21 protein-coding genes and 1 pseudogene are annotated in these 24,898 nt (G+C 71.4%); 3 read left to right on the top strand and 19 right to left on the bottom strand.

Going from position 1 to position 24,898, the window contains the following annotated elements; translation table 11 throughout:
* Positions 1-2: 2 nt before the first annotated feature.
* Positions 3-707 carry a 3-oxoacyl-ACP reductase FabG gene (fabG, locus tag ALLO2_RS12225; protein ID WP_011436539.1) on the top strand — a complete coding sequence of 235 codons (705 nt, stop codon included), beginning with the start codon at positions 3-5 and terminating at the stop codon, positions 705-707.
* Between the two features lie 38 nt (positions 708-745).
* Here fabG and ALLO2_RS12220 read toward each other — a convergent pair whose 3' ends face one another.
* The 5 genes from ALLO2_RS12220 to ALLO2_RS12200 form a co-directional block, all read right to left on the bottom strand.
* Entirely contained in the window at positions 746-2,563 is a 1,818-nt protein-coding gene (locus ALLO2_RS12220) for an ABC transporter ATP-binding protein (protein ID WP_023841855.1), read from the bottom strand.
* Complete coding sequence (locus ALLO2_RS12215) at positions 2,560-3,420, bottom strand: ABC transporter permease (protein WP_011436537.1); 861 nt, start codon at positions 3,418-3,420, stop codon at positions 2,560-2,562. Before ALLO2_RS12215 ends, ALLO2_RS12220 begins: the two co-directional genes overlap by 4 nt.
* A complete protein-coding gene (locus tag ALLO2_RS12210; RefSeq protein WP_023841854.1) occupies positions 3,417-4,424 on the bottom strand; it encodes an ABC transporter permease in 1,008 nt (335 codons plus the stop codon). Before ALLO2_RS12210 ends, ALLO2_RS12215 begins: the two co-directional genes overlap by 4 nt.
* Before the next feature lie 23 nt (positions 4,425-4,447).
* Positions 4,448-6,100, bottom strand: a complete 1,653-nt coding sequence (locus ALLO2_RS12205) for an ABC transporter substrate-binding protein (RefSeq protein ID WP_035732199.1) — start codon at positions 6,098-6,100, stop codon at positions 4,448-4,450.
* 32 nt (positions 6,101-6,132) lie between these two features.
* Positions 6,133-7,065: an alpha/beta fold hydrolase gene (locus ALLO2_RS12200; protein WP_160323729.1), complete on the bottom strand. Its 933-nt coding sequence runs from the start codon at positions 7,063-7,065 to the stop codon at positions 6,133-6,135.
* Between the two features lie 100 nt (positions 7,066-7,165).
* On the opposite strand from ALLO2_RS12200, the gene ALLO2_RS12195 reads away from it, so the two are divergent.
* Entirely contained in the window at positions 7,166-7,693 is a 528-nt protein-coding gene (locus ALLO2_RS12195) for a cysteine hydrolase family protein (RefSeq protein WP_023841852.1), read from the top strand.
* A 4-nt stretch (positions 7,694-7,697) separates the two neighbouring features.
* Here the strand turns inward: ALLO2_RS12195 and ALLO2_RS12190 are convergent, their stop codons facing one another.
* The 13 genes and pseudogenes from ALLO2_RS12190 to ALLO2_RS12130 form a co-directional block, all read right to left on the bottom strand.
* On the bottom strand, positions 7,698-8,087 hold the full coding sequence (locus ALLO2_RS12190) for a PPOX class F420-dependent oxidoreductase (protein WP_011436532.1): 390 nt from the start codon (positions 8,085-8,087) through the stop codon (positions 7,698-7,700).
* A complete protein-coding gene (locus tag ALLO2_RS23330; protein WP_011436531.1) occupies positions 8,084-9,619 on the bottom strand; it encodes an FAD-dependent monooxygenase in 1,536 nt (511 codons plus the stop codon). Before ALLO2_RS23330 ends, ALLO2_RS12190 begins: the two co-directional genes overlap by 4 nt.
* On the bottom strand, positions 9,616-11,193 hold the full coding sequence (locus ALLO2_RS12180; RefSeq protein WP_023841851.1) for an MFS transporter: 1,578 nt from the start codon (positions 11,191-11,193) through the stop codon (positions 9,616-9,618). Before ALLO2_RS12180 ends, ALLO2_RS23330 begins: the two co-directional genes overlap by 4 nt.
* Before the next feature lie 1,128 nt (positions 11,194-12,321).
* Positions 12,322-13,002 carry an HAD family phosphatase gene (locus ALLO2_RS12170; RefSeq protein WP_011436514.1) on the bottom strand — a complete coding sequence of 227 codons (681 nt, stop codon included), beginning with the start codon at positions 13,000-13,002 and terminating at the stop codon, positions 12,322-12,324.
* A gap of 6 nt (positions 13,003-13,008) precedes the next feature.
* Positions 13,009-13,977 (bottom strand): aldo/keto reductase, encoded by a 969-nt coding sequence (locus ALLO2_RS12165; RefSeq protein WP_011436513.1) that lies wholly within the window; start codon positions 13,975-13,977, stop codon positions 13,009-13,011.
* A gap of 20 nt (positions 13,978-13,997) precedes the next feature.
* Positions 13,998-15,236 carry a beta-ketoacyl synthase gene (locus tag ALLO2_RS12160; protein ID WP_011436512.1) on the bottom strand — a complete coding sequence of 413 codons (1,239 nt, stop codon included), beginning with the start codon at positions 15,234-15,236 and terminating at the stop codon, positions 13,998-14,000.
* Entirely contained in the window at positions 15,233-15,472 is a 240-nt protein-coding gene (locus ALLO2_RS12155; RefSeq protein WP_011436511.1) for an acyl carrier protein, read from the bottom strand. Before ALLO2_RS12155 ends, ALLO2_RS12160 begins: the two co-directional genes overlap by 4 nt.
* 12 nt (positions 15,473-15,484) lie before the next feature.
* Positions 15,485-16,561, bottom strand: a complete 1,077-nt coding sequence (locus tag ALLO2_RS12150; RefSeq protein WP_035732196.1) for a beta-ketoacyl-ACP synthase III — start codon at positions 16,559-16,561, stop codon at positions 15,485-15,487.
* Between the two features lie 382 nt (positions 16,562-16,943).
* Positions 16,944-17,243 (bottom strand): annotated as a pseudogene (locus ALLO2_RS24400) (integrase core domain-containing protein); the annotation flags it as partial.
* A 25-nt stretch (positions 17,244-17,268) separates the two neighbouring features.
* Positions 17,269-19,758 (bottom strand): recombinase family protein, encoded by a 2,490-nt coding sequence (locus ALLO2_RS12140; protein WP_035732194.1) that lies wholly within the window; start codon positions 19,756-19,758, stop codon positions 17,269-17,271.
* Positions 19,759-20,172: 414 nt separating this feature from the next.
* Positions 20,173-20,385: a hypothetical protein gene (locus ALLO2_RS26405; RefSeq protein ID WP_023841848.1), complete on the bottom strand. Its 213-nt coding sequence runs from the start codon at positions 20,383-20,385 to the stop codon at positions 20,173-20,175.
* Positions 20,386-21,036: 651 nt separating this feature from the next.
* Positions 21,037-22,512, bottom strand: coding sequence for an MDR family MFS transporter (locus ALLO2_RS12135; protein ID WP_035732192.1), 1,476 nt, complete (start codon positions 22,510-22,512; stop codon positions 21,037-21,039).
* A gap of 105 nt (positions 22,513-22,617) precedes the next feature.
* Positions 22,618-23,085, bottom strand: a complete 468-nt coding sequence (locus tag ALLO2_RS12130) for a nuclear transport factor 2 family protein (RefSeq protein WP_011436505.1) — start codon at positions 23,083-23,085, stop codon at positions 22,618-22,620.
* 128 nt (positions 23,086-23,213) lie between these two features.
* Between ALLO2_RS12130 and ALLO2_RS12125 the strand changes: the two genes are divergently transcribed.
* Positions 23,214-24,110 carry a TetR/AcrR family transcriptional regulator gene (locus tag ALLO2_RS12125; protein WP_023841846.1) on the top strand — a complete coding sequence of 299 codons (897 nt, stop codon included), beginning with the start codon at positions 23,214-23,216 and terminating at the stop codon, positions 24,108-24,110.
* A gap of 443 nt (positions 24,111-24,553) precedes the next feature.
* Here the strand turns inward: ALLO2_RS12125 and ALLO2_RS26400 are convergent.
* On the bottom strand, positions 24,554-24,898 hold a 345-nt coding region (locus ALLO2_RS26400; protein WP_035732190.1), incomplete at its 5' end, for a hypothetical protein.

Genomic DNA, 24,898 nt, shown 5'->3' with positions numbered 1-24,898 from the left:
CGATGGGCCGATCGATCTTCATCACGGGCGGGAGCCGGGGCATCGGCCTGGCCGCCGCACGGTCGTTCGCCGAGGGGGGCGACCGGGTCGCCGTCGCCGGCCGGTCGGGGGCCGCCCCGGAAGGCGTGCTCGGTCTGCGCGCGGACGTCAGGGTACCTGGCGACGTCGAGCGTGCGCTGCGAGAGGCGGAGGAGGCGCACGGAACGGTCGAGGTACTCGTCGCCAACGCGGGCATCACCATCGACGTCCCGCTGCTGCGGATGTCCGACGAACAGTTCGAGACCGTGGTCGACACGAACCTGGCCGGAGCGTTCAGAGCCGTCCGGGCCGCCGTCGCCAGCATGCTTCCGGCCCGGCGTGGGCGAGTGGTGTGCGTGTCGTCGGCACTTGGTTTCCTCGGCTCCCCCGGGCAGAGCAACTACGCCGCGTCCAAGTCCGCCCTCCTCGGCATGGCACGGTCCGTCGTGTGGGAGCTCGGGAACCGCGACATCACCGTGAACGTGGTGGCACCGGGGATCATTGACACCGACATGACCAGGCCGCTGACCGAACAGCGCAGGCAGGAGCTGATGCGGATGACCCCGCTGCGCCGGATGGGGACAGTGGACGAGGTCGTCGCCGCCATCCGGTTCCTCGCCAGCGACGAGGCAAGCTACGTCACTGGCACCGTCCTCCCCGTCGGCGGCGGCATCGCGATGGGCCTGTAGGCGCAACCCCGACCGGGTGCGGACAGTCCGCGCCGCCGTCAGGTGCGGGCCGCGGCCAGCAGATGCCGGGTGTACGGGTGCGCGGGGCGCTCGAGCACCTGCTCCGCGCCGCCGATCTCGGCCACCTGCCCGTCCTTCATCACCAGGACGCGGTCGCTGACGTGCCGGATCACTGCGATATCGTGGGAGATGAACAGCAGGGCCAAGCCGAGTTCGTCGCGCAGTCCCGCCAGCAGGTCGAGGATCTGGGCCTGCACCGACAGGTCGAGCGCGGACACCGGTTCGTCGCAGACGAGGACCTCGGGTGACGGCGCGAGCGCACGCGCGATCGCCAGCCGCTGACGCTGCCCGCCGGACAGCTCGCGAGGGTGGCGTCGCAGCACCTGTTCGGACAGCCCTACCTGGTCGAGGAGTGCGACGATCCGATCTCGTCGCGCCCGGCCCCGATCCGGACCGGACATGGCGTCGCCGACGATCCGCTCGGCGGTGTGACGCGGGTCGAATGAGCTCAGGCAGTCCTGGTGGACGGCCTGTATCCGGTGCCGCCGAGGCCTGCGGTCACGTTCGCGTACCCGGCTGGGCGAGGCGGTCGCCGCCGCGGCCGCCACCCAGGGCGCGCCGGCGAACCGGACGGTACCCTCGTCCGGTTCGAGCAGGCCGAGCACGATGCGGGCCAGCGTGGTCTTGCCGGACCCGGACCCACCGATGACGCCGAGTGTCTCGGCGGCACGAAGCTCGAACGTCACGGCACGGACGGCGTCCCGCCACCCCCCGTCGGGATCGCGGAAACGTTTGGTGATGCCGGTGGCTTCGACGAGAGCCTCGGCGGTGTCCCTGCGGGCCGGGGCGACGACCCGTGGCGGTCCGGCCCGCTCCGTTTCCGTTCCGGGCCGCCAGCACAGGACGCCGGGTTCGAGACCCGGGTGATCGGGGCGCGGCAGTTCCTCGCGGCACCGGTGGTCGGCGAGTGGGCAGCGCACCGCGTATGGGCAGCCGTCCGGCCCGGCCGGTGGACGGCGCGGCAGGTCCGGGGACAGCACGGTGCCCCGCGAGTGCCGCGAGGGGGCCGCCGCGAGCAACGCGCAGGTGTACGGATGCCGTGGACCGCCAAGCACGTCGACGGCCGGTCCCTGCTCGATGATCCGCCCCTCGTACATGACCGCCACCCGGTCGGCGACGGCGGCCACCGTGGCAAGATCGTGACTAATCAACAGCAGGGCGACACCGCCGCGTACCAGGCCGCGCAGCACCTCGACGATCCGCTCCCGGGAGGCGGCATCCAACGCGGTCGTGGGTTCGTCGACCAGCAGCAGGTCGGGTCCGGCCGCGACCGTCGAGGCGATCAGGGCCCGCTGTCGCAGACCGCCAGAGAGCTGATGCGGGTACTGCCCGGCGCGCCGGGCCGGCTCCGGCACCCCCACCTGCCCAAGCGTCGCGACGGCCCGCTCGCGGACGTCGCGACGGGCCACGATCCGGTGGACGCGCAGGGGCTCGGCCACCTCCGCTCCCACCGTCCGCAGCGGATCCAGGGAGGCCAACGCGTCCTGGGGCACCAACCCGATCCGGCGGCCTCGCAACACCCGCCACCCCGGTTCGGTCAAGGCGGTCAGATCCACGCCCTGCAGGTCCAGCCGGCCAGCACGGACCATCGCACCGCGCCCGGCCAGTCCGATCAGCGTCCGGGCGAGCACGCTCTTGCCGGCACCGGACTCGCCCACGACCGCGAGACACTCGCCGGGACGGACGGCGATCGACACGTCCCGCACCGCACGCACGCCGGCGACGCCGTCCCGAAACGTCACGTCCAGCCGCTCGACGACCAGGGTCGGCTCGGCGGCGGTCACGTCCGGGCTCATCCGCCGCGCCGGACAAGCCGCTGCTGGGCCCGGCGGCCGGCGGCCTGGACGGCGAGCACGGTCAGCGCGAGCGCCGCACCCGGGCACACCCCGACCCACCACGCGGACCGTAGGAAGTCCCGGCCTTCCGCCAGCATCAGACCCCACTGCGCGGTGGAGGGCTGCGGGCCCAACCCGAGGAAGCTCAGCCCCGCCACGTACACGATGGCCGAGCCGACCCCCGTGGTCGCCAGCGCCAGCGCCGGACCGAGCGCGTTTGGCAGCACGTGGCGCACGACCAGCGCCATCCGGCCGACGCCGAGTCCGCGGGCCGCCTCGACGTAACCCGCTCGGCGGGCGACCATCGCCTCGGCGCGGACGAGGCGGCCGTACAGAGGCGTCAGCGCCACCACCGTGGCAATCATGGTCCTGCCGCTGCCGGGCCCGAGCACCGCGATGACCAGGAGGGCGAGCATCAACGGGGGTATCGCGATCAGCACATCCATCACCCGGGTGAGCACCAGGTCGACGAGGCGCCCGCCGAGCGCCGCCGCGAGGCCCAGAGCCGCACCGATCCCCACGGCCAGCGCGACGGAGCCGACGCCGAGCAGCAGGGACGCCCGGGCACCATGCAGCACCCGGGCGCACACGTCCCGCCCGAGCTGGTCGGTCCCACACCAGTGCGAGCCGCTCGGCGCTGCCAGCACGCCTGACGGGTCGACGACGGTCGGCGAGGCGCCCGTGAGGATCCCCGGTGCCGTCACCGCCAGGGCGATCACCAGGAGGATGCCAGTGAGCAGGATCGTCGACGCGCGGGCGACGAGACGCGGCGCGGGCCGGTCAGACAGCGTCGGAGGCGCTGCCAGGACGTTGGTCACCGGTCCATCACCTCGATCCGAAGCCGCGGGTCGAGGACGCGTTGCAGCAGATCCACGACGGTGAAGACGACGGCCGAGACCAGGGCCGATGTGAGGACGACCCCCATCACCACGGGCATGTCCCGGTCGATGACGGCGTGCACGGTCAGCGCGCCGAGCCCCGGGCGGGCGAAGACCGTCTCGACGAGGACGGTGCCGGCGAGCAGCGTCCCGGCGAGCCAGCCGCCGAGGTTGAGCGCGCTTGCGGCGGCGTGGCGCAGGGCGTGGCGCATTGTGACGCCGGTGGGGCTCAGGCCGCGGGCCCGAGCGGCGGCGGCGAACGGCTGCGCGAGGGCGGCTTCCAGTCCCTCCCGCAGCGTCCGGGAAAGCGCGCCGGCGGCCGGCATGGCGAGGGTCACCGACGGCAACACAAGGCTGGCCGCGCCCTGGGCCCCCGCTCCGGGGAAGATCCGCAACTGGAACGAGAACACGCTCACCAGCACGATGCCCACCCAGAACGAGGGCACGGACAGGGCCAGTGACTCCCAGGCCATCGCCGCGGCGCGCAGTCCCGGTCGGCGGCCCGCGGTCGCGACGGCGATGGCCACCCCGGTCAGGACCGCGAGCACCAGCGCCGCGGCCGCGAGTTCGGCCGTGGGTCGCAGCTGATCCACGATCACCTCGCTGACCGGCTGCTGGAGTTGATACGAGGTACCCAGGTCGCCGCGGGCGAGATGGCCGAGATAGTGGACGTACCTCAGCGGAGCCGGCTCGCCGAGACCGTACTCTGCCTGGATTTCCGCCCGTACCTGGGGCGAGGCGGACGTTCCCGGCCCTAGCAGGACCGCCACCGGATCGCCCGGGGCCAGCTGCAGCGCGGTGAAGGTGAGCGTGGCGGCGCCCAGCAGTACCGCGGCACCGGAGAACAGGTGTCGCAGCAGGTGTCGCAGGACGGTCCGGCGGCGCGCGGGTTCGGGGGCGGGGCCGCGATCCTCCGTCGCCGGCGCCTGCTCGAGGACATGCATGTCGCCTCCAGACATCCGCCGCGCTACCCGGAGACGCGCCAGGCATCGAAGAAGAGCGGCCAGGCGTTCGGGTCGACGCCGATGCCGTCGACCCGTCGGGCCACGCCCAGGATCGAGCTGGGCGTGTAGAGCGGGACCACAGCCGCGCTGGCGAGCACGTCGTGCTGGACCCGCCCGTACAGGTCGTCGCGGGCCGTCCGGTCGAGGCTCTCCGCGCCGTCGACCGTCAGCNGGTCCACCTCCGCGTCGGCCAGCTGCGCCATGTTCTGCCCGCCAGATGNCGGGGAGCTGGCGGAGTTGAAGAACAGCCGCAGCACATCCGGATCAGCACGGCTCCAGCTGAAGTCCAGCATCTGCGCCTTGTTGCTGTAGGAGAGCGCCAGGTAGGTGCCGACGTCGAGACTGGGACGGGTGACCTCCACGCCCAGCTTCCGCAGGTCGGCCTGGATCGCCTGGCCGAGCACATCACGCTGGTCGCGCAGGTACGTCGGCACNACCGGCCAGGAGATGCTCAGCCGCCGGCCGTCGCGCACGCGGAACCCGGCGCCGTCGCGCCTGGCCCAACCGGCCTCGTCGAGCAGCTGGCCGGCTTTGACTGGGTCGTAGGGCCAGCTCTGCCTGACGGTCGCGTCGTAGGAGGGAGTGACGTCCGTCAGCGGGCCCCAGGCTCGCCGGTACTGACCGAAGTACACGGCGCCGACATTCCGGTCCACGTTGATTCCCCGCTGGATCGCGGTGCGGACCCGGCGGTCGGTGAAAGGCGCCAGCGACGTGTTCAGGTAGAGACTGTAGGGGACTCCCGGCACGTCCTTCCGCAGCAGCCGCAGATTCCGGTCGGCGCCGACGGACCGCGCGTCCGCCGGTGGCACGGCGGCGGCGACGTCGACCTGCCCGCTGGTCAGCGCGCCGACCCGGATGGAGTTCTCCTTCAGGATGCGGATGACGATCCGGTCGAGGTAGGCGGGGCCGGAGTGCCGCGCGGTCGCGGGCGCCCAGTCATAGGCCGGATTCCTGGTCAGGACGATGCGCTGGCCTCGGGTGCGACTGGTGACGGAGAACGGCCCGGTACCAACCGCTCGTGGCCCGCCCGCGCACAGCTGCGCGGCGTCGGTGGCGAGGACCTTCGGCGAGTAGAAGCCGAGATAGGTGGTGCTGGCGGCCTGGAGGAACGGGGCGAACGGCCGGCTGAAACGCACCCGTACGGTGTAGAGATCGACGACGTCGGTGCCGGCGTACGGGCCGAGCAGGCTCGCGGCGTACTGCGACCTGGTCTGCTTCGCGACGATGTGCGCGAAGTTGGCCCGCACCGCCGCCGCGTCGAAGGCGCTGCCGTCGGTGAAGGTCACGCCGTGGCGCAGATGAAAGGTGTAGGTGCGCAGGCCGTCGGTGATGTCCCAGGACGTCGCCAGCCAGGGGTGGAAATGACCGGCGTCGTCCTGCGCGACGAGTGAGTCGAAGACGTTGCGGAGGACGCTCGCGGTGACGTCCTGCTGGCTGGCGTGGATGTCGAAGCAGGTCGGCTCCGCGTCGATCGCGTAGGTCAGGGTTCCCCCGCGCACGGGTCGACCACCGCCTGCGGGAACCGCGGCGGTGTCGGGACCGCACCCGGTGAGCAGAAGTATCGCCGCGACAACGAGGAGTCCGAGCGCGGACCGTACGGACACGATGGGGTGCACAGCAGAGCTCCGAGGGTCGAGGGCCGGTGTGGTCAGAGGGCCGCGGGCGGGACGTCCGCGGCCGTCGCCCCCCGCCGGTCGGACGTCCCGCCCGCACCGGGTGACCGCACCTGCCCGGCGGGATGCGCCCCGGCCTCGCGGAGATGCCGCGTCACGAGCCCGTGCACGAGCGGGCACCACTGCGGGGGAAAGATGTGGCCCAGCTCGTCGACAACCACCAGCCGCGCGGCGGCGATCTCGCGGGCCAGCGTTTCGCCGTGCGCGAGGGGAAAAACGGTGTCGCGCCGGCCGTGCACCACCAGGGCCGGCACCCGGATCGCGCCGATCCTCGCGGTCAGCGGCGGCGTGCGGTCCAGTGCCCGCAGATGGTTACTGCCAAGGTCCGAGCCCGCCTCCCGTCGCATCGAGCGCTCGACCAGGTCCCGCCAGTAGGTCTCACTGAACGGCGCGCCGGCCCCCACGAGCACGCGCCAGCCGCGCACCGCCGCCGCGACGCGCGCCGCTCTGGTCGTCGGCGGGTTGTCGTTCAGCGCGGCGACGTGGTCGAGCAACGGCCGCTCCGGACCGGGCAGGCCGGTCAGGGGCGGCAGATGGACGTCGCCGTTGGCATCCGGGGAGCAGGACAGCAGGACCAGGGAGCGAACCAGGCTCGGCTCCTCCAGCGCGAGCAGCTGGGCCACGATGCCGCCCGCGGACTGGCCCACCACGTGTGCGGATGCCAGTCCCAGTCCGGTGATGACGTCCGCCGCGTCCCCGGCGAGCGTGGACAGGTCATAGCAGGAAAGGCGGGAGTCGGTCTTCGTGGACAGACCGACGTCACGATGGTCGTATCGGACCACCCGGTACCCGGAATCGGCCAGCATCCGGCAGAGCGCGTCGGGCCAGGTGATCCCCTGCGCGGGCCCGCCCATCACAAGCAGAATCGCGGGATCCGCTGACCTGCCAAAACTTTCGGTCCATAGCATAAGATCGTCTCGTGTCCGCACAAACCGTTCCATCTGCGTCTCTCTGCTAGCGTGCGCGTGTCTGGCAATCCCCGACGGGTCACGTGTGGAGGCGGCGGCGATGCCCGGTTACCGGCGCGGCGAGACAACAGCCCTCGTGCTGGTGGATCTCCAGCACTGGATCGTCGACATGCCGTGGGCGCCGATCCCGGGTACCCAGGTCGTCGACGCCTGCGTCCGGCTGCGTGACGGCCTGGCCGACGCGAAGGCGACGACGGTGATCGTGCGTTATCTGCGTGCCGACGGCCGCGACGGTGGGCCCCAGGCCGCGCCGAACCAGCTCGTCGCCGCCCTGGCGCCGCGGCCCGGCGACCTTGTCGTCACCAAGGACGGCCTGGATGCCTTCACGGGCACCGGCCTGGCCGGGCTGCTGCGCGAACAGGGCCGCACCAGGCTGGTGATCGCGGGCCTGTCCACCGCGCACGGCGTGTCCGCCACCGCTGGAACGGCGGTGGCGTCGGGCTTCGACGTGGCCGTCGTGTCCGATGCCACCGCGAGCGTGACGGTGGCGGAGCACACCGGAGCGCTCGATCAGCTCGCGCGCGCGGGCGCGGCGATCTGCTCGATGGCGGATATCCTCGCGCCGTGAGGCGTCACTGGCTGCTGCTGCCCGTGGGCCGAACGACGTAGACGACCCGGTACTGGGCGTCCGGTGGCGGACCGTCCAGCGCCATCGCATAGCGGTCGGCCAGCGTCATGAAGAACGTTCCGGCCGAATCCGGGTCGATGCGTTCCACCACCCCGCGGATTTCGAGGTACCGGTATGGCTGGTCCGGGTCGTTGATGGAGACCGCCACGTGTGGATTGGCCGTCACGTTTCGGTACTTGTACCGGACGGTCGTGTTCGTGAAACAGAGGAACTCGCCGTCCCAGGAAAACCACATGGGATTCACCTGCGGCTGCCCGTCGGGCCGGATGGTCGCCAGATGGGCGAAGAGCGGCCGCTCCAACAGGTCGCGGTGGCTGTCCGGAATGATGGTCACGTTTTTCTCCTCAGGTCGCCGAGGCCGTCAGGCTGCCTCGTCGGCGGTGCGGTGAACAGTGCGGTCAGTCGGGTCCGCACCGGTGCGGCGTCACGGGAGGCCGTGTCGACATGCCCGTCCGGGCGCACCAGGGCGGCGACAGCGCCCCGCGCCCGGCCGTTTCCGTCGAGCACCCGCACGTCCACCCGGTCCGCGAAGTGGTCGCGGCACAGGTCCGCCAGTGCGTCGAACGAGGCGCCGCCGGAACCGTGCCGCTCGGGCCGCGAGATCAGCAGGGTGTAGCGCAGGTCGTCGAGCTCGGACCGCAGCGGCAGCGGGATCAGTGCGCCCGGCTGGAATCCGGCCACCGCGCGGCCCTCCGACGCCGCCACCCGGTACCTGGTGCGCAGGCCGGCCAGCCAGGGAACGTAGGAGATGTCGAACAGTCGTAGGGCTGAGGCGGCCCGCAGCAGCGTGTCCCGAAGCGCCACCTGGTAGCCGCGGCGCAGCAGCCAGATCCGCGTCTGCACGTCGGCCTGGCGGACGACCGCCCGGGCTACCTGCCCACGCTCCGCCGCGTAGGTGTCCAGCAGATCCGGATCCGCCCGGCCGTGCCAGACGAACGCCATCTTCCAGGCCAGGTTGTGCGCGTCGGTGACGCCTGTGTTCAAGCCCTGCCCGCCGGCCGGGCTGTGGATGTGCGCCGCGTCCCCCACCAGGAACACGTGCCCGACCCTGGTCCGCTCGGCCTGCCTGGCGTGCACCGAGAACACGCTGAGCCAGTCCGGGTCACGCAGGACGATCCCGCCCGGGCCCCGCTCGTCGACCAGCCGCTGGACGGCGTCGAGGTCGGCTCCCTGCTGGGTGAAGTCCGGTGGCGCGGAGGTGAAGACCCGCCACCGGCCGGAGGGCAGCCCGCAGGCGACCAGGATGCCGCGCGTGGAGCAGAAGTAGTGGGTCATCGTCGGATCGAGTGCGGTGTCCGCCAGCGCGTCGGCCACCACGAAGCGCAGCTCATAGGTGTCGCCGTCGAAGCCGATGCCGAGCTGGGCCCGGACCGTGCTGCTCGCGCCATCGGCGCCGACCAGGTAGGCGAACTCCTCGATCCGCTCCGCGCCGTCCGGATACCGCACCCGCACCCGCACCCGGTCGTCGCACTGGTCGAGGTCGAGCAGTTCGGTGCGCCATTCCGGCGAGCCGCCGAGGCCGGTCAGGACCTCCCGCAGTACCTCCTCGACGCCGGGCTGCGGGCAGATCAGCGGCCGGGTGGCCGTCCGGTAGCGCAGGTTGGCGATGACCTTCCCCGAGGAGTAGTAGCGCATCTGCGTCTGCGGCAGGGATCTCGATGCCAGCGCCTCATCGCCCCCGATCCGACGGATCAGTTCACGGGTGCGTGGCCACACCCCGAGTGCCTTGGACAGGGTGCTCGGCCCGCCGGCCCGGTCGATGCAGCGCACCGGCACCCCGCGCCGGGTCAGCTCGATCGTGGCCATGAGACCGGCTGGTCCGGCGCCGGCGACCAGCACCGGCAGCCGCGGTGCCGACGGCGTCATGCGTCCACCGCCACGGTGACGGGCTCCGCCTGCTCGGTGGTGGTGACGCCAACCTCCCGCGGCCGCAGCAGCAGATGAAGCACGACCCCGGTGGCGGCTCCGATGCCGACCAGCAACCACAGCAGAACGTGGATGCCGTGGGTGTAGCTGCGCGTGAGCAGGTCGAGGAAATCGGCGCGGGCGGTACCGGTGAGGCCGTCCGCCGCGCCGGTGAGGTTCCCGCTGACCGCCTTGTTCGCGATCGTGGCGGCATCGGCACCGCCCGGCGGGACCGCCGTCGCCGGCAGGCCCGCGGAGATTCTCCCCCGGGTCACATCGAGCACCAGGGCCCCCATCGCCGCGATCGCCACCGCCTCGCTGGCCAGCCGCACGGTGTTGAACATGCCGGCGGCGGTACCCGCCTGTTCGGGCCGCACCGAGGTGATCGCGACACCGTCGACCAGACCGGCCGTCATGCCCATGCCCGTACCGATCAGGAACAGCGGCCCGATGAGGCTGACGACCGCGATGTCCTGGTCGATGACCGTGAGCCAGGCTGCACCGCCGGCGGCCACCAGCATGCTCAGGCTGAGCACCAGCCGGGTGGACAGCCCGCGCCGGACCAGGTTGCTGACAACCAGCGGCACCACCAGCACAGGCAGGGTAAGCAGCATCATCGTGTCACCGGCGCGGCCGACGGACATCCCGCGGGCACCGGTCAGGTAGGCGGGCAGGAGCACCACCAGGCAGACGAACCCGAAGGACAGGGACAGCGGCACCAGCGAGGCGGCCAGGAAGCGCGGCTGGCCGAACAGACCGAGGTCGAACATCGGTCGCGCCTGGCGCAGTTCGGCGACGACGAACAGCGCCATGAGCACCGCCGCCGCAACGAGGAGCAGCACCGTGCCGGCGCTGCTCCAGCCCCACTGCGGCCCCTGTACGACACCGAGCATCAGCAGCAGCAGGCTCAGCGTGAAGGAGGCGATGCCCGGCCAGTCGAACCGGATCGCGGCGGGATTGCGCGACTCCCGCACCATCGGCACCGCGACGGCCACCAGGACCATGACCACCAGGTGCGAGGCGAACACGCCTCGCCAGCCGAAGGCGTCCACCAGCAGCCCGGCGGTCGACGGACCGAGAGCCAGCCCGGCGCCGGCCGCCGAACCGAGGATGGCGAACGCCCTGGCCTGCGCCGCGCCCTCGAACGTGGTGGCGAGGATTGCCGACCCGGCCGTCATGACTGCGGCCGCGCCGACCCCGGCCAGCGCCCGGGCCGCATCCAGCACGATGATGTCGGACGTCAGCACACTCACCGCGCTCGACAGGCTGAACAGGGTGAGGCCGGCGACGAACAGCCGCTTGCGACCCAGGATGTCGGCGGCCGAACCGCATGCCAGCATGGAACACGCGAAGGCCAGGTTGTAGGAGTTGACCACCCACTGCAACGGAGCGTACCCGGCGTGCAGGTCGACACCGATCCGCGGCAGGGCGACGGACGTGCCGGTCAGGGAGGCCGGCAGGGTCAGCACGGCCAGGCAGACCGCGATCAGAACAATCACCGGGCGGCCGCGGCCGCCCACGGAAGGCGCATTCATGGCAGAGGTCCTTGTTCCCAGAACTGGTGGGGCCGAGTAGGGCGAAAAGAACGGAGGGGACGGGTGGCGCGGAGAAGGACGCGCGACCGGGTCAGGCCGCCGGTCGGCCGACGGCCGCGCAGGAGAAGCTGAAGCCACCGCCGGCGCCGATCACCAGGGCGAACTCGCCCGGGGCGAGCAGGTCCTGTTCGACGATCGCGGCGAGGTTCGCCCCCATGTCGCCCGCGCCCAGATGCCCGGTCTCCGCGCCGAGGTCCACGATCTTGGCGGTGGTGGCGTTCTCAACGGCCGGGTGATAGGTCTCCTGCCGCACCTTGAGACCGACCCGGGGCAGGGCGATGAGGCGCAGCCGCGGATCGTCGGAGGTGAGGCCGCTGTCGGCGAGGCAGTCCGCGATGATGCGACGGAGCGTCGCGTGCACGTCCCGGAAAAAGCCGGCGGTGCCGACGTCCTCCATGAAGGCCTTCTTCGTCCGCCTCACGTCCACTCGCTCGCTGAGCCACCGGCTCGCCGGGGTGAAGGGGTCGCGACCGCGGTGCAGCCCCTCAGCGGCGGAGACCGCCCCGCTGGCCAGACCGAGCAGCGTCAGCTCGTCCACCGCGTCGTCCCGCTCGTGCAGGAGCATGGCCGTCGCGCCGTCACCGTAGAAGACTCCGTAGTCACCGCTNCAGCGGTCGAATCCCTCGTCGCGGAAACAGTCGGCCGTCGTCACCAGCGCGGCGCCGGTCGTGCTGTCGGCGAGCAGGCGGGCGCAGGCCGCCTCCAGGGCGACCCCTCCGCCGTTGCACATGACCTGGATGCCCAGCGGGACGCTGCGGCGGGCACCGAGCTGATCGGCGATGTAGTGCGCGGGCGACCAGAAGTCGTGCCCCTGGTGATGGATCCAGGCGTGCGCGCTGAAACCGAGGCGGCTTCCGTCCCAGCCGGCGGCGTACAGCGCCGCCCGCGCGGCCCGGACCGCCATTTCCGGCGCCGCGACATCCCGCGCGACCGGTACCCGGATGACGGCGGTGTTCGCCAGGTCCTGTTCGCTGATGTGGCCCTGGCCGATCGCGTCTCGGGCGGACACGGTCGCGTCGGGCAACCACGCTCGGACCGCTCGGAGACCGAACCCCGATCTGAGGTACATCATGCCTTCCCATTGCCTCGTGTCGGAATGCCGGGAAGAAGGTCCCAGCCGCGCTCGGCCGCATGGGCGAGGAGAACCGGGTCCTGTCCGACCACGCCGGCGTGGCCCACGGCCGCGAGCATCGGCAGGTCCGAGGAGTGATCGCCGTAGGCGACGCAGAGCCGCCCGTCGACGCCGAACTCGGCGAGCAACGCCCGGGCCGCGGTGGCCTTGCCCTCACCGATGACGGTGCGGACCACCCGGCCGGTGTACCGGCCGGCACGGACTTCGGGGACCGTACCGAGCACCTGATCCGCCCCGAGGTGTTCCGCGATCGGGTCCAGGCAGGCCGAGAACGATCCCGACACCAGGACGATGATCGTCCCGGCGGCCTGGAGTCGGCGCAGCACCCGCACCAGCTCGCCGTGGAAGAGCGAGCCCCCCACCATCTCCTGTTGGAACCACCGCCGGCCGCTTGCGGCCACCTCGGTCTCCCGCTGGCCAGCGAAGACCTCGTAATAGAGCCGGTTGGTCTCCCCGCGTGGCACCCCGTCGGCCGCGAGCCGGTGCAACCGGTCCGCGATCTGCCGGTACCGGTCCGGCGCGCCGAGGTGGAACTCCAGAAAACTGAGCATCCCCTTGACGGTGATGAGTGTTTCGTCGACGTCGAAGAACGCGATCCGGGCGGGATCGATGCCCATGGCGACTCAGTACCTGGTGCCGACGGCCGCCGGCACCGCGTCGAGATCCGCCAGGTCTTCGCCGCTCAGGACCAGGTCCGTCGCCGCCACGTTCTCCCGCAGGTAGCGAGGGTTCTTTGTGCCGGGAATGGGGACGACCTGACTGCCGTGGGCCAGCGTCCAGGCGATGGCCACCTGCGCCGGCGTCGCGGAGTGACGCTCCGCCACCTCGCGGACGACATCAACGATGCGCTGGTTCGTCACGATCGCGGGTCCGCGGAACCGCGGGTTGGTCGCCCGGAAATCGGAGTCCTCGAAACGGTCGACGTGCAGGGTACCGGTGAGGAAGCCGCGGCCCAGCGGGGCGAACGGCACGAAGCTCACCTCGTTGTCGGCGCACCATCGGACGACGTCGCTCGCCTTGTCCGGCCCGAGCGGGTCCCGCGTCCACAGGGACAGCTCCGACTGGATCGCGGTGACCGGGTGGATCGCGTGCGCCTCGACGGCCTGCGCCACGCTGACCTCGGAAAGGCCGAGGAAACGCACTTTGCCCTCGGCGACCAGCTCGGCCATCGCCCCCCAGGTGTCCGCGAGCGGGACGGCCGAGTCGACGCGGTGCAGGTAATACAGGTCGATGACTTCGGTGCCAAGCCGGCGCAGGCTCGCCTCGATCGCCGTGCGCAGATAGGCGGGCGACCCGTCGAGATGTGACCTCCGGGCAGCCAGGTCCTCGATCACGATGCCGAACTTCGTGGCGACGACCACGTCCTCGCGCCGACCGACGGCGGCCCGGCCGAGCAGCTCCTCGTTGTGGCCGGCACCATAGATGTCCGCGGTATCGAGCAGGGTCACGCCGAGGTCGACGGCTTCCCGGATCACCTCGACCGAACGGTTGTCGTCGAGTTCGGACTCCTTGTAGAGCCAGCTCATCCCCATGCAGCCCAGGCCGATCCCGCCGACCTCGACCCCGGTTGCGCCGAGTTTCCGTACCTGCATCCCACGTTCTCCTTTCGGACTCAGGCGGCGAGGAGCACCAGCGCCGCGTTGTGACCGCCGAATCCCAGCGAGGTGCTCAGCGCCACATCGAGGGACGCGGTCGTCGCCGTGCCGGCGACGACCGTCAGGTCGACCGCGGGATCCAGGTCGGTGAGATTCGCCGTCGGCGGGACGGCGCCGTGGCGCAGCGCCAACGCGGTGAGACCGGCCTCGATGGAGCCGGCTGCGGCCAGGGCGTGGCCAGTCACCCCCTTGGTCGACGTCACCAGGGGACGCTCGCCGAGGGTCCGGCGCAGCGCCCTGGCCTCGGTGACGTCGTTGAGCGGCGTCGACGTGCCGTGCGCGTTGACATGGTCGACGTCGTCGCCGGCGATCCCCGCGTCTCGCAGAGCCGCCCGCACCGCCCGCTCGATGCCCGCCCCGGCCGGATCAGGCGCAGTCGCGTGGTACGCGTCCGACGAGGCTCCAAATCCGCTGACCAGGGCGTGGACGTCGGCCCCGCGGGCGCGGGCGTCGGCGGGCCGCTCAAGAACGAGGATCCCAGCGCCCTCACCGGCGACGAACCCGTCCCGGGCCACGTCGAACGGGCGCGACGCGGCGGCCGGGTCGTCACGCCGGGCCGACAGCGCGCCCATCCGCTGCAGGCCGGTGATCGCACCCGCGGACAGGGCCGACTCGGCACCGCCGGCTATCACGACGTCGCAGGTGTCGGACCGCAGCAGGTCCCGGGCGAGACCTACGGCGGTGGAGCCGGACGCACAGGCNGTCGCCGTGACCAGACTTGGGCCGAGCGCCTGGCAGTCGATCGCCACGCAGCCCGCGACCATGTTCGCCATCCCCATAGGGATCATCAACGGCGAGACGTCCTCCGGCGCGCCTTCGACGAGAGAGCGGTGCTGCCGTTCCCAGGTGTCGGTGCCGCCAAGCGAGTTGCCGATCACCACGCCGACGCGCGCGCCGTCCCACGTCCCCGGGTCCAGCCGGGCATCGGCGATCGCCTGGCGAGCGGCCACGATCGCAAGCTGGACGAACCGGTCGAGCCGCCAGGCCATGGCTCGGCCCAGCAGCTTCGTCCCGTCGAAGTCCGGCACCCGGCAGGAGAAGTCGACCGGGAGACCGGCCAGGGCCGGGTCCCGCGCCGCCGTGGACACCCCGGAACACACCCGCTCCCAGGTGGCGTCCGTCCCGATGCCGGCGGCGCTGACCAGGCCCAGACCGGTGATCGCGGCGTCGAACCGGGCCGGCGAGGAACCGGTCACACCCGGCTCCCCTTCGCCTCGACCAGCCTGGCGGTCTCGGCCAGGGTGGTGCCGGTCTGCAGGGCGTCGTCGTCGAGCGACACCCCGAGCTCCTTCCTGATGATCAGGAGGAACTCGATCAGACCGAGAGAGTCGAGCATCAGCTGCTCGTAGGTGCTGTCGGGCGTGACGCCCTCGGCGACGACACCGAGCCGGGACACGAGCAGGTCGGTGAGCGTTCCTTCCAGCGCGTTCATGATGTTCTCCGATCAGCGGGCCGCAGCCGGTACGGGCAGCGCGGCGGGAAGGGGCGGACGAGTCGGGAGCGGGAGCCCGGGCAGCGGCTCGACGGACAGGGACGGGAGCGTCAGCCCCGCGGCTCCCCAGGTGAGGCCGCCACCGAATCCGCAGAGCATGACCTGGTCATCCGGTTGCAGGTGACCGGAGACGACGCCGTCGACCAGGGCGAGTGGGATGGACGCCGCAACCGTGTTCGCGACCCGGTCGAGGTTCACCACCAGCCGTTCCACGGGAATCCCGAGCTCGAGTGCGACGGCGTGCAGGATGCGGACGTTCGCCTGATGCGCGATGACACGGTCGATCTCGCCGACCGACCAGCCGACGCGCTCGGCCACCTTCCCCGCGGACTCGCTCATCCGGATCACGGCGTTGCGGAAGACGGAGCGCCCCTGCATGTCGAAGAAGTAGTCGTCCTCCGGCGCGAGCAGCCCCATCGAGCGCTGCTCGGAGCCACCGGCCGGCACCGTGATGAGGTCGGCCTGGGAACCGTCGCTCCCGAGGTCGAATCCGAGGATCGCACCCCGCTCACCGGCCTCGCCGGCCCGCAGGACGACGGCGCCGGCACCGTCACCGAAGATCGCCCTGGTGGTGCGGTCCCGCGGGNTGAGGATGGTGGAGAACGAGTCGGCCCCGATGACCAACGCGGTGTCGACCGATCCGCTTGCGATCATCGTCGCGGACGTGGCCAGCGCGTAGACGAAACCACTGCACACCGCCGCGATGTCGAAGGCCGGTGCCTCCCCGAGCCCGAGCCTGCTGGCGACTTCGGGAGCCGTCGCCGGACAGGGGTGATCCGGCGTGCTGGTCGCCAGCACCACCAGGTCCACCCTCGACCGGTCGGCGGACCTCAGCGCGCGCCGCCCCGCCTCGATCGCGATACCCGACGTTGCCATGCCCGCGTCGACGACGAACCGCTGGCGGATTCCGGTTCGCGTCCTGATCCATTCATCGGTCGTGTCCAGTTCCTCGGCGAGCTGGTCGTTGGTCACCAGCCGGGGCGGCACCCAACCGCCCAGCCCGGACAGCACCGCGGCGCGGGCCGTCAAGGTAGGATCCCGCGTGTCGTACCGGCACCTTCTCGCGTCGAAAGTCGGCCGAAATCCTGTTCGACACCGGTCCGTGTGGTCATTACCGTCATTGCCGATTTCCCCTTCCAGCGGAGAGGATGTAGTCGTCGCGCATGGCCTCGCGGCGCCGGATGCGGCACGCCCGACCAGGCACTGTGGACAGCGACGACGTTAGCCGCGCGATCTTTCATCCCACTGACGGACTCCTTGCGGCCATCAATGCGGGGTATTATGCAGAATTTCGCCTCGACTCCCGCAGCGGAGTGCTACGGTCAGCCCGCGTGTAAAGAAGCAATTCTCGCGGATGGTTCAGGACCACGTCGGGGTGTCAAAACTCGGGCACCCGCGTTGACCGGGGGTTTTAGGCGGCTCGTTCATATTCGTTGATCAAGCCGCCGAGGACGGGCCGGCGCTTGATCCGTTCCTGGGTCAGGTCCGCGACGGGGTGATCGGGCTGTGGTGGTTGAAGGTCGCGGCCACGATGGGGTCGTCGTCTGTTGTAGTTCCGTGCGTACTCGGCCAGGGCAACGCGAAGGTGCCGCTCACCGAAGATCAGCATCCGGTCGGTGACCTCGGTCCGGACCGTGCGGATGAACCGTTCCGCGTAGGCGTTCGCCCGCAGGGTTCGGGGTGGGATCTTGACGGTGGTGATGCCGGCGTCGGTGAACGTGGTGCCTTCATACTGTTCATCTCGCTGTGATCGTTTGGGTTGTGGAGTTGACTTTCACGGTGCGGGCGGCGCGGTGGAGGCAGGCGGTTTCCACCTGGTCGTTCCAGGGGATGGCGACCCGGCCAGCGTTGAGGCGGTAGGCGGTCAGGTAGCCGCGGCGGATCCAGTAGTAGACCTGCGCGGTGGGGATACCGAGCCTGGTGGCGGCCTGCTGGACGCTGATGTCTCCGTGTGCGGTGGCGGCGTGCGGGAGGGGCCGGCTGCCCGGGCCGGTCGGGCCGGATCCGGGATGTGCGATCCGCGTGCGGCAGGCGGCCTCGGCCTGCGGGTTCCACGGGAGGCTCAGGCACCCGCTCGGGGTGCGCCGCGCGGTCAGCTGGCCGATACGGATGCGGTAGTAGACGACGTCGTCGGGCACGCCGAGCCGGGTGGCGGCCTCGTGGACGGTGACGTCGCCGGGCAGGACCTCACGGGGGCCGGGGGTGCGGGGGATGAGGTGGCCGGAGGCGTCGATCTGGCGGCGACAGGCGGCCTCGACCTGGGCGTTCCAGGGGATGCACCAGCGTCCGGAGAGATCCTTGCGGCCGGCCAGCCGGTCGTGGGTGAGCCAGTAGTAGACGGCGTTGGCGGTGATCCCGAGGGTCGCCGCGACCTGGTCGACGGAGATCTCCCCGTCCCGGAACGGACACCGGCCGGGGATGTGGAAGGCGTGGCGGACCCAGGCGACGGCCGCTTCGTCGTAGGGACGGCCGGTTGCGGTGGTCAGCCCGGCGTCGGCGAGTGCGGTGACGATCTCGGCGTCGGAATGGTCCGGGCCGAGCCGGGNGATCAGCTGGCGGGCCGGGGCCGGGGTCCTGCGCACCTGTGGCGAGGTGGCCGGTCTGCGCAGGGCGAGTTCGTCGGTGGCGCCGGTGTGCCAGCGCACCCCAAGCCGGGCGCGGGCCCGGTCGGTCTCGGGCAGCAGGGTGACGTCCGAGATGAGGGTGCGCAGCAGCCGCTTGCGGTCCCGGTCCCGGGTGTGCGGGTTGTGCCAGAGTCCGGGCAGGTCCGCGGCCAGTGCGCGCAGGCCGTCCCGGTCCGGCAGCGCCGGCCTGCGCTCCCGGACAGCGGCCAGGGCGGCCTCGGCTTCGGCCAAGGCGGACAGTCTGGCTTCCCAGCGGGTCTCCAGGGTGCGGGCGACCAGCCGGTTCTCCGGCTCCACCGCGCCCAACGCCCGCTCGGCGCGGTCGGCGTCGTAGCGGGCGCGTTCCACGGCCAGCTCGGCCGCGCGGTGGGCGCGGGTGTGCCGGGAGGTGACCTCGTCCGCGGCGGCCAGGGCTTGTTCGATCTGCCCCGGCGACACCGTGGCCAGTAGCAGGCCGGCCACCGCGTCGTCGACGACGTCGGCGCGGATCGACCGGCAGGTGGGCGTGGCCTCGTGGTCGGCGCGCGACGACGAGCAGCCGTAGGCCGCCCGCCCCTGTGGGTAGTAGCGGGTGGTCATCGGCCGCCCGCACGACCCGCAGAACATGATCCCCTGGCACAGGGCCAGGCCCTCCCGCGCCGGGCGGGCCCCCTGGTGGGTGCAGTTGGCCGAAAGCCTCGCCTCGATGGCCACATACTCCTCCCAGCTGATGTAGCTCTCGTGGTGGCCGTGGCGCACCACGGGCCACTGCTCGCGCGGGCGCAGCCGCACCCCGGTGTGCACGGTGCCGTCCGGGCGCACCGTCCGGCAGGTGGCGTACCGGCCGTAGACGTAGGTGCCCGCATAGCACGGGTTGGACAGCACCCCCAGCGCCCGGGAGTGCGTCAGCCGGCCCCATCGCAACTGCCCGGCCCAGATCCCCCCATAGGCCCGCAGCGGGAACCGCCGCCGAACGAACGCGGCCACCACCTGGAACGCCGAGCCGCCCGCGGCGAACGCGGCGAAGACGTCCCGGATGGCCCCCTGCACCTCCTGATCCGGGTCGATCACGCAGACACCCTCGTCGTCGTAGACGTAGCCGACCGGCAGCGGGAAACGCAGCTCGCCGCGTTCGGCCGCGGCCCGTTTCGCGCCCTGCAGCCGGCCCGTCAGCAGGTGCAGCTCACACTCGGACATACTGCCCTTCAGCCCGAGCAGGAGGCGGTCGTTGATGTCCGCGAGATCGTAGACACCGTCGGCGTCCACCAGCAGCGCATCCGTCAGACGGGCCAACTCCAGCAGGCGGGCGAAGTCCGCCGACGAGCGGGCCAGCCGGGACACCTCCAACCCGAAGATCGCCCCGACCTCGCCCAGACACACCTGGGCCACCAGGTCGCGGAAGCCCTCGCGGTCGGCACCGAACGTCCCCGACACCCCCAGGTCCGCGTCGATCACCCGCACGTTCTCGCGGTCCCAGCCCAGCTCCACGGCCGTGTCCACCAGGCCGTACTGCCGCACCGTGGAGGCGGTGTTGTCCCGCACCTGCACCAGCGTCGACTGCCGCAGGTAGACCACCGCCACCCGGGACCGATGCGACGCGGTGATCTTCGACAGCCCGTTCACAGCGACCCTCCAGCACCGCCTCGACCATGTTCGCCAGCACCATCACCTGCTCGCGCCACACCCCCAGCCCCGCCATGGCCCCTCGATCCCGGCCCCGCCGGGGCCTCGCACGCCACCNCCCCGCTGTCCTCCCCCTGCCCCGCCCCGACGCGCTCACCCCGGCGCAGCAGGGCATCGGCCAGCGCCCGTGCAGCACCCAGCTGCTCCACCGACAGCCGTAGGGTCATCGGGGCCTCCCCACGATCCGTCCACGCCTGCGGCAACGTCACCGTCCGGCTCACATCACGCACGCAGACAAACACCAGCCCACCACCCCGGCGCTTGACATACAAAATCTCCAGACGCCGGCNAGCAAACGCGTGAAACGGATGGGTCACCGTTAGAAAACCCAAAGACGGCCTGGGCAATTCAGCACTATGCCCTGACCGTCGGAACTCCCAGCATCCGCTGACCGCCCCCAGGCTTCGGGATCATCACCTGGCGGACCGGCGCAGGTCGGTAACTCCCCGCGTCCAACGCCTCCCGCACCACCGGCCAGTGAACAACCAGCCACGGCCGCAACTCGGCCGTGGTCATCCCGTCCACCCCCGGCGCGCCACGATTGGCCTCGACACGCCGCAACGCCACCGACAGGTTCTCCCGTGACCACAGGCCACCTGCCGGCCCGGAAACGGACTCGCCAATGCGCGCCGACCCGTAGCTACGCCCACCGTGGTCTCCGACGGATGCACCGTCTCCTCCCACAACGGCCCCTGGATCGGGGGGCGGCGATCCCCGCGACTGGCGCGAGCAACACTCCCTCGTCCGCTCATCCCAACGTTCGGCCCTTCCCAGCCACCCACAAGATCCCGGCTGGTACTACGGCCACTGCTGACTTCTGCCACAGTCCACGCAGGCCCCATGTGTGCTACGCGCGGACGCACGGATCACGGTGCGGGCAGACCTCCCCGGATAAGAACAGCCGCTGTCCCCCTACGCCCGCGTTTACGCCCCGGCCTTCTTGGCGGTGACGGGCTTCACCATCGCGTGCTGGCTCACCCGACCGAAACGCCTCCTACGCGGTTCGTGTCCCTCGGTGCAGGGGTCTCGCCTCGGGCTTCCTCCCGCCCCCACCTCACGATGACGCCGTTGCCTCCAGCTCAGGGTTGGCACCGCCGCATCCCCCAGAGGACTTCCACCTCCAAACGACTGCCCATGCCGGGCGCACCACGACGACAGCCCTGGGCGGACGAGAGATCGTCCACCCGGGGCTGGTCGCTGCCGAGGAAGAGCACCGGGTCAGTGGCGCGCATCCTCCCCCCGCGGCTGTTTCGGGACGGCCGGCGCGAGCTGATGCCCGCGCCCAGGGAGGAACGCCGCGGGGATCAGCGCTATCAGGGCGAACCCGGCCGCCCACCAGAACGTGTGACTGAACGCGGTGATCAGGCCGGTCTGGCCTCCCCCGCCGTGCGTGGCGATCTGTCGGGCGAGGATGAGCGAGACGATCGACGCGCCGAACGAGCCGCCGACCTGGAGCACGATTCGGGTGGCCCCGCTCGCGTGCGGGACCTGCGCGCGGTCCAGCCCCTGGAAGGCCGAGGTCATCACCGCGATGCTCACCGTGCTGATACCGCAGCCGAAGACCAGCAGGAAGGCGGCCATGAACAGCACCTGGGTGTGGCTGCCGACCTGAGTGAAGCCGATGATCGGCAGCGCGATCAGGACGATGCCGACCAGCACAAGAGGTCTCGAGCCCGTGCGGTCGGCCAGTTTGCCCACCGTGCTCCGGGCGAGCATCGCCCCCNCCCCCTGAGCCACTAGGAGCAGGCCCGCCGACAGCGCGGAGTAGCCGCGGGCCTGCTGGAGGAAGAGGGGAACCAGCAGCGTTCCACCGAACAGCGACAGGCCCGACAGGAACAGCAGGGCGCAGGCGGCGCTGAAGGCACGCACCTGGAAGAGCCGGACGTCGATGATCGGGTTGGCGACGCGCNCGCGCAGCACGTGCACGACGAACGCGACGAGCAACGCCAGCCCGAGAACGAGCGGGATGATCACCGGAAGGCCGAACTCGCGGCGGCTGCTGAACTGGGACAGGGCCAGCAGGATGCCCGCGATGCCGGGCGAGAGCAGGGCCAGGCCCACCGCGTCCAGAGGGTCACCGGGCCGCGCGCTGGTGGGTTCGAGACCCCGCCAGGCGAGCAACATACCGACCAGGCAGACGGGAATGTTGATCAGGAAGATCCACCGCCAGGTGGTGTTGCCGACGATCAGACCGCCGAGCACCGGCCCAAGTATGGGCGCGATCACGGCGGGCATGCTCACCGCGGACATCAGCCGCCCNGNGCGGCGCCCNCCAGCCGCCTGCAGAAGCAGCGTCTGCAGCACCGGCAGCACCATGCCGCTCGCGGTGCCCTGGACCACCCGGAAGGCGATCAGGCTGCCGATGTTCCACGCCACCCCGGCCAGCGCCGAGCCGACCAGGAACAGGACGAGCGACATCATCCAGGTCTGCCTGCCGCCGAAGCGGGCGACGGCCCATCCCGCCAGCGGGATCGACATCCCCATGGCGAGCAGGTAGCTCGTGCTGACCCACTGGACGGCGGAGACCGTGGTGTGCAGGTCGTGCACGATGGTGTTCAGCGCGACGTTGACGATCGTGGTGTCCAGCAGCGGCGCCATCGCACCGATGATCAGCACGGCGATCAGCCTGCGCAGCGCCGGATCCAGCCGGTCGGATTCGTCCGCTACCGCTGCGGGCGTACTCACGGTACTCACGGCGACGTCACTCCTCGGTCTGCTCGAGCCCGGTCGGTCGCCGGCGCGGCCCGGCGGGGCTGGCCCCGCCGGGCCGCGCCGTCCTGCTGCTCCCGCGCGCAGCGGCTAGCCGAGCGCCTCGAGCGAGGCGCCGAACTGCTTGAGCACACCCGCGACCTGGGCGCCACGCAGCACGTTCGTGTAATCCGTGTAGTGGACGATCTTGCCGTGACGAACGCGGATGATGCCGATGGACGACGGCAGGTGGAACGACTCGTTGGTCGCGAGCACCCGGCCGTCGACGAGAAACTGCGCGGTCGCCTCCTCACCGTCGGCGCCCAGGTGGATGACCACGGAGACCTTGTCGAACGCGAGCAGGCTGCGCGTCGGGTTGTCCGCGTTCAGGTGCTCGCTGACCGCGGCGAAGCCCTCCCACCGCGACTGCTGCCCGGCGAGCACGAACGGCGTCTCGTAGACCGCGTCCTCGGCGAACTGGGCAATGAAGATGTCCTTGCGGCCGGTCTCCATCGCGTTCGCGAGCCGCTCGATCACCTCATGAGTGGTGGCAGCCGCGTACTCCGTCGTCTCGGGCACGAAACTCCTCCTTGGGAAGAAAATCAGCAGGTAGGCTGTAGGAAGAACCGGAGAGATCTATCCGTTTTGGGGAACATACAGCGAGGTTTCTCCGGATGTCAAGGCGACCGACGAGGTGGTGGACGAGCATGCGAACGACACCGTCAGCGGCCGCCCGCGCGGCCGGTGGAGGAGCTCCGCCGGCCCGTCGGGCCGACGCGCTACGCAACCGGACGCTGCTGCTGCGGGTCGCGGACGAGCTGCTGGCCAGCGCGGGGACGTCGGTGTCGTTCGACCAGATCGCGAAGCGGGCCGGTGTCGGCGTCGGAACCGTCTACCGGCATTTCCCCACCCGCGAGGACCTGTTCGGCACCGTCATCGTCGCCGGGATGCGCCGCCTGACCCTGCAGGCCAGAGCACTCGCCACGGCGGAGGACCCACGGGCCGCCTTCTTCCGCTTCTTCTACCAAATGGTGGAACAGACGGTGATCAACAAGGCGCTCTGCGAGGCGTTCGACTCCACCTCCGACCCACGCTTCGCGCCCGATCAGCGGTCCGCCGCGGCGTTCGACGCCGCGTTGGATGTCCTGAGCAGCCGGGCCAAGGCCGTCGGCGCCCTGCGCACCGACATGACCGTCGCCGAGATCCGGCTCCTGGCGGTGGGGGCCGCCGTCACCGCGCGGGAACGCCAGACGACGGACTTCTCCTGGCGCATCGTGACGCTCATCGCCGGTGCGCTGCGGCCGGACGAGACCCTGGAGCCGCTGCCGCCCCCCGCCGTAACGAAACAGCCAGACCCTCCGGCCGACCGTAACGAAACGGAGAGCCGGGACTCCGCGCGTTGCGCGCTGTGCGGTCGGCCGATCTCCGCCCGGGCCACCGGCCGTCCCGCGCGCTACTGCGGGGCCGCCTGCCGACAGCAGGCCCACCGGCACCGAGCCAGTGCCCGGCGCGCCATCGCCACGGCACCCGTCAGCGTCGCGGCCGCCGCCGACGCCCCGGTCCGAAGCCGTCACGCCACCGGCCCGCAGGAAAAGACTTCCTGACGGGGGCGGCTGGCTGCGCGTTCCGAGCCCGGTGACTTTGGCGCTGCTTTGCGTCGCCGCCGAAGAATGAGGCGGCATCGCACGACATCAGCGGGTCCTGCCGGTTCGTCGTCCACGCCGCCGTGCCATGGGCCCGACCAGCCCCAGCCACGGGCGGACGCGCCGCCCCACTGGGCCGCCCGCGCTCCCGGTGATGTCGGCTGACCGAGTCTGCGAGGTCCCATGACACACACCGAAACACCGACATCCTCTGCCGAGGCGCCGCCCTTCCCACAGGCGCGGACCTGCCCATACGCGCCTCCGGAAGGCGTGCTACGCCTCGCCGAGCAGGGCCCGCTCAACCGGGTCCGCCTCTACGACGGTCGAGAGGTCTGGCTGGTCTCGGGTTACTCCCAGGCCCGCACGCTGCTCTCAGTGGGCGTTCTGCACGCTTTCGTCGGGCCTCAGCTTGAGTTGATCTCTGGGGTGGCCGGTGGGTCGGGCTGGGGCAGGACGAACAGGCCGGGATCGGGCTCGGTGAGAACNCCCCGCTCTACCAGCCGTTTCAGCCGGGCCCGCATGCTCTCGACATGCCGGGGCTCGGTGCCGCCACCCAGCGCCCGGCACACGTCCTTGGCGTGCAGCCCGTTCCCGCCCCGGGTGAACACGGCCAGCACCTCCCGATACCCCGGCGGCAGCGGCTCGGCCGGTGCGGCGTCGTTCTCGGCGGCCAGGTCCAGCACCGTCTCCCGGGTGATCTCCAACCGTTCCAGGGCACGTTCAGCGGCGGCGAGCTGCCCGGTGAGCCG

Origin of the sequence: Frankia sp. Allo2 (genome assembly GCF_000733325.1) — a bacterium.
Taxonomy (GTDB): domain Bacteria; phylum Actinomycetota; class Actinomycetes; order Frankiales; family Frankiaceae; genus Frankia; species Frankia casuarinae.
This window is presented reverse-complemented; position numbering and strand designations above follow the sequence as displayed.

Coding starts and splice junctions, on each gene's coding strand:
- ALLO2_RS12195 (WP_023841852.1), top strand. CDS start 7,166: ATGCCCGGTTACCGGCGCGGCGAGACAACAGCCCTCGTGCTGGTGGAT.
- ALLO2_RS12125 (WP_023841846.1), top strand. CDS start 23,214: ATGCGAACGACACCGTCAGCGGCCGCCCGCGCGGCCGGTGGAGGAGCT.
- ALLO2_RS12180 (WP_023841851.1), bottom strand. CDS start 11,193: ATGAATGCGCCTTCCGTGGGCGGCCGCGGCCGCCCGGTGATTGTTCTG.
- ALLO2_RS12210 (WP_023841854.1), bottom strand. CDS start 4,424: ATGCATGTCCTCGAGCAGGCGCCGGCGACGGAGGATCGCGGCCCCGCC.
- ALLO2_RS12220 (WP_023841855.1), bottom strand. CDS start 2,563: ATGAGCCCGGACGTGACCGCCGCCGAGCCGACCCTGGTCGTCGAGCGG.
- ALLO2_RS12165 (WP_011436513.1), bottom strand. CDS start 13,977: ATGCAGGTACGGAAACTCGGCGCAACCGGGGTCGAGGTCGGCGGGATC.
- ALLO2_RS23330 (WP_011436531.1), bottom strand. CDS start 9,619: ATGACGCCGTCGGCACCGCGGCTGCCGGTGCTGGTCGCCGGCGCCGGA.
- ALLO2_RS12170 (WP_011436514.1), bottom strand. CDS start 13,002: ATGGGCATCGATCCCGCCCGGATCGCGTTCTTCGACGTCGACGAAACA.
- fabG (WP_011436539.1), top strand. CDS start 3: ATGGGCCGATCGATCTTCATCACGGGCGGGAGCCGGGGCATCGGCCTG.
- ALLO2_RS12155 (WP_011436511.1), bottom strand. CDS start 15,472: ATGAACGCGCTGGAAGGAACGCTCACCGACCTGCTCGTGTCCCGGCTC.
- ALLO2_RS12200 (WP_160323729.1), bottom strand. CDS start 7,065: ATGCTATGGACCGAAAGTTTTGGCAGGTCAGCGGATCCCGCGATTCTG.